This window comes from uncultured Arcanobacterium sp., from assembly GCF_947253055.1.
Taxonomy (GTDB): Bacteria; Actinomycetota; Actinomycetes; order Actinomycetales; family Actinomycetaceae; genus Arcanobacterium_A.
Window position 1 is genome coordinate 1 of sequence record NZ_CAMXYE010000089.1, and the last position, 4695, is coordinate 4695.

The window sequence follows — 4695 nt, forward strand, 5'->3', positions numbered from 1 at the left end:
CGATAATCCCGATTGCGATTAGTATAAATAGCACAAACCAAGCTCGGCGAGAGGAACGCTCCCCACCCCTGTTGACTTTCTTTTCTTTATCGCTCTTTTCGGATTTTATCTCCGTTGCTTTTTCAGCTGAGGCAGCTGCAGCTTTTGTATCTATCTTTTCTGCTGGCTCTGCTGGTTCTATAAGTTTTCCTGCTTCTGCAAGTTCTGCCGCTTCTACTTCTTCGGCTGCCGCGTTCTTCTCGGTAGCTGCTACTTCCAGATTTTCATCTGCAGAATTTTCATCTTGCGCAGTGAGAGCAGAATCGCTTTCCACTTTCTCGCTCTGCACCTCTGGAGCAGCTGCCTCTGCTTCTTCTCCAGATATTTCTTCTCCAGATACTTCTTCTGCAGATACTTCTTCTGCCGCGGGGCTCTCACTCGCTTTAATTTTATCGCGCCGCGTACGCATCACCAGCCGTTCGCGCAAGCTACGCGGAGCTGCATCATCAGCATCCGCTGCCAAAGCCGCATCTAAATCTATATCAGCATCCGCAGCCGCATCCACATCTGTATCAACAGCTGCTTTTTTATCCGGCTCTTTTTCGGGCGCAGCGGTGCTCTCGGCTTTTTCATTAAGTTCTTCCACCGCAGCTGGCTGCACTACAACTGGCTCCTCCGCCGTTATTACCGGCGATTCCCCATTAGCTGTAGGTGCCGGCGTTTCCACTTCTCCGTCTTCACTTTGAAAACGCGAAAATACGGATTTACGCTCTAACTTTTCCGGCGCCTCTGCTGCCGCCCGAGCTGTAGCACGCAGCTTCTCTGCCTCACGTAATTCTTTTCGAGATGGACGGCGCAAACGCAGCTCTTGCGTATCAGTAAGCGAAGGAGCATCCGGAGATTTAACTTCCAATTTTCCCAACTCACGTAGTTGTTTACGAGTTAAACGCGGGGTATCGCTCATTACAGTCCCTTTCCTTCAAGCTCTTCTAACTTCTCTTCCGTAGTTTCCGAAATACCGGCACCACTTAAAGCAGTAGTATCTAACTGCCCGTCCTGATACAAATTATACTTACTAATATATTGTACGACGCCATCTGGCACTAAATACCACACCGGTCGATTATCGTGCGCCCGGTGGCGAATATCGGTAGAAGAAATAGCCATAGCTGGCACTTCCAGAAGGGTAATCCCATCTGCCGGCAATCCAGAAATATCTAGCTTATGCCCCGGGCGGGTGACCCCTACGAAATGCGCCAATTCCCAAAGTTCATCATTATTTTTCCATCGCAATATCTGCGGAAGTACATCTGCACCGGTAATAAAAAAGAGATCAGCATCTGGATATTGCTTAGAAAAATCCCGCAGCGTATCGATTGTATAAGTGATACCACCTCTATCGATATCTACGCGCGATACGGAAAAACGCGGATTATTAGCTGTGGCAATCACCGCCATTAAATATCGGTGCTCGGCGTAGACCACCTTTACACCTTGTTTGAACGGTTGCTGGCCAGTGGGCACAAACACCACTTCGTCTAAAGAAAAATAGTGCTGCACTTCCGATGCCGCCACTAAGTGCCCGTTATGGATAGGATCAAAAGTACCACCCATGATTCCAATACGGCGACGCCCCGGCGCGGGATGTACATTATTCGAGGTGAAAGCGTTTATTTCGTCCACAGCCTAACCTTAAGGAATTATTTCACGCTATTATGCGTTGTAGCTAAAGACAATTGTAACGCAGAACCTGCACACAACTGAAAGGATATTTCATGGCAAGCGTAGAAGTAACCGCGCAGAATATCGAAGAATTGACAAAAGACGGCATTACTATATTGGATTTCTGGGCACCTTGGTGCGGGCCCTGCCAAAAATTTGGACCAGTATTCGAGGCAGTTTCGGAAAATCATTCTGATGTTACCTTTGGAAAAGTAGATACGGAAGAGAACGGCGATTTAGCTCAGTCGTACGGGATTATGTCGATTCCTACCCTCGTGGTCTATCGCGATGGCATCAAAGTTTATTCGAAACCAGGCGCACTCGATAAAAACGCTTTAGAAGATCTAATTGGGCGAGTAAAAGATCTGGATATGGATAAAGTGCGCGCACAAGAAAATAATAACTAGGAGTGCGAAGTAAAAGCTAGGAGCGAAATAACGGCAAATCTTTTTGCCCTTTGGCGCGCTCTTGGAGCAGTGGCAGTACGCCACGCATAATCGAAGCCAAATCGGTGGGGAGTGAAGCTGGGCGGAATACGATTCCGTCCGCCACTCCCCTCTTTATATAGTCTTCTATCTGGTACGCAGCGTCGTACACCGTACCGATTACTGCCGCAATATCCGAAAAAGCTGGCCGCTGCGTGAGTTGCTCAATAAGCACTAATCTTTCTTCCGCTGCCCGCAGCGTGGCCGAAATAGCCACCCCTAGTTCTAGAATTATCGGCAACGGCGCACTATTTTTTTCTCGCTCCTGCTGCAGGGAGATACGCCCGCGGCGAATTCCCTCTATATCCGCACTCCGGCACCACACCGCCTGAAAATATTTACTGAGTAGAGCAGATTTATTCTGCAATAGCTCCGCTTCCATAATTACCGCACTCAACTGTACTTTTCGCGCAACTGCTCCGCGGGCAAATCCAGCTAACTGCTCTGCAGAAGGGAAATCTGCCGCGGATAGGGGCAGCAGAATTTCGCGGCAACTTTTTAAGTCAAGAGCCGGATTACTGAACACTTCGGAGGCGGCGGCGAGCGGAATCTCTACGGCGAGAGTAGCCGGCGGAATCAAATCTTGCAGCTGCGCCGCTGCCTTTAACCCGTCTAAAAAATTAGTACTCTGCTTGGTAGTAATAGGCTGCCTACCTGTAGCAAAATTCCCGCTGGCCGGGCGCTGTGCACCTACTACAAGCTGCTTATCTAGTGAAGAATCTTCATTCCGCGTAGCTTGCTCTGCGGCAGCTTGAATATGAAAATCTTGATTTAAAGCTATAAAATCCAAGCCTCCTTGCTGGGCAGCATTAATCGCCCCTGCTAGACGCGGCAAATTAAGATGTCCAGCTAATTCCTCTACCCCATATTCACCTGGCACCCGCATACTATGAGCACCCAAAGGAGAAAGATCAATACCCATAAACACTTCCCGGCGAATATCTACTTCACCAGTAGTACCTGCATCACCAGCCGTGAGCATACTTTCTGAGCTACCTAATACAGCAGCTTTTCGCGCTGCCAACTCAATCGGCATATTTCTCCCTTTAGTTCAAGAATATTTCCGCTGCAAATGCTCCGGAATACTCCGGAATACTCTCGCTATATATTCTTTCCTTAATCCAAAGCAGATTCTACTTCCGGATTCGTCCAATGCCCAGCTTCTCTCTCTTGCTGCAGCTCTTGCCGGGCAGCTTCTTTTGCATCCATCGACTGATGATAGGCAGCTTTCCGCTCGCGCCGCGTGGGGCGCATCTGCTGAAGCAAACGCGAATCCTCACCACGCGGAGCTACATTCTCTTCTATAGCGAGCACACTCGGCTCCCAATCAAAAATCATTCCTCCCTCGAGCGGACCAATTACTACCATATCGCCAGCTCGCGCACCCTGGCGTGCCAACTCTTTTTCGATACCCAGACCAGCTAAACGCTCTGCCAAATATCCCACTGCTTCGTCGTTACTGAAATCAGTTTGCCGCACTAGGCGCTCCGCCTTATCGCCGCGAATTTGATAAAATTCCTGATCTCCCTGCCGCTGCTTCTGCACGTTAATAGAAGCGCTGCGTTTATCTAACGGGCGAAGCACTGGGCGCGGCTGCGTAGCTGCCACTATTTCTTCGCGCTCTCGCACTCGTTTAACCATAATCCCTAAATCATAGCCCAGCTTATCGAGTCCCTCCCGACTGACAGCGGAAACGACAAATACTGGCAAACCCCGCTGCTTTATATCTCCGGCCACGAACTGTGCTAATTCTTTAGCTTCGGGCACATCGGCTTTATTCAACACCACTGCCCGCGGGCGTTCACTTAGCGGCACAATTCCCGGCTCATAGGTAATTTGCTGGCTGTACTCCGTAAGTTCATATTCAATAGCCGCTAAATCACTGAGCGGATCTCGGTCATTTTCTAAAGTGGCGCAATCGATTACGTGCAAAATAATTGCACAGCGCTCAATATGGCGTAAAAATTCCAAACCTAAACCTTTACCCTGCGCCGCACCTGGAATCAGCCCCGGCACATCTGCAATGGTATAGCGCATATCCCCTTTTTCCACTACCCCTAAATGCGGCTGTAAAGTGGTGAAAGGATACTCAGCTATTTTCGGGCGAGCAGCGCTCAAAGAAGATATTAAAGAAGATTTACCTGCGGAGGGAAAACCAACTAGAGCCACATCCGCCACCGATTTCAACTCTAAGCGCAAATCTCGCTTCTCCCCGATATCACCTAACAAAGCAAAACCAGGAGCTTTACGCTTACGGGAAGCTAAAGCGGCATTTCCGTATCCACCCTGCCCTCCGGCAGCAGCTACATATTCAGCTCCCAAGTTCACTAAATCAGCGAGAATATTTCCTTCCATATCCTTTACAACTGTGCCCGCCGGTACGCTTACAATCAGATTTTCCCCCCGCTTGCCATTTTGTAAATCTCCCGCTCCCGGAGCACCTTTTTCTGCACGCATATGGGGCTGTCTCTTATACACATCTCCGAGCCCACGAGACCGTTATTCTAAT

At 49.2% G+C, this 4695-nt stretch carries 5 protein-coding genes; 1 reads left to right on the plus strand and 4 read right to left on the minus strand.

Going from position 1 to position 4695, the window contains the following annotated elements:
• Positions 1-943, minus strand: a 943-nt coding sequence (locus Q0X35_RS05955; protein WP_297566503.1) for a hypothetical protein, incomplete at its 3' end; no start/stop codon positions are given.
• Positions 943-1662 (minus strand): nicotinate-nucleotide adenylyltransferase, encoded by a 720-nt coding sequence (nadD, locus tag Q0X35_RS05960; RefSeq protein WP_297566504.1) that lies wholly within the window; start codon positions 1660-1662, stop codon positions 943-945. The genes Q0X35_RS05955 and nadD, both read right to left, overlap by 1 nt.
• Positions 1663-1754: 92 nt before the next feature.
• Here nadD and trxA point away from each other — a divergent pair, with 92 nt between their 5' ends.
• Positions 1755-2108 carry a thioredoxin gene (gene trxA, locus Q0X35_RS05965; protein WP_297566506.1) on the plus strand — a complete coding sequence of 118 codons (354 nt, stop codon included), beginning with the start codon at positions 1755-1757 and terminating at the stop codon, positions 2106-2108.
• 16 nt (positions 2109-2124) lie between these two features.
• Here trxA and Q0X35_RS05970 read toward each other — a convergent pair whose 3' ends face one another.
• Positions 2125-3222, minus strand: coding sequence for a hypothetical protein (locus Q0X35_RS05970; protein WP_297566508.1), 1098 nt, complete (start codon positions 3220-3222; stop codon positions 2125-2127).
• Between the two features lie 80 nt (positions 3223-3302).
• Positions 3303-4664 (minus strand): GTPase ObgE, encoded by a 1362-nt coding sequence (gene obgE, locus Q0X35_RS05975; RefSeq protein WP_297566510.1) that lies wholly within the window; start codon positions 4662-4664, stop codon positions 3303-3305.
• Positions 4665-4695 lie beyond the last annotated feature (31 nt).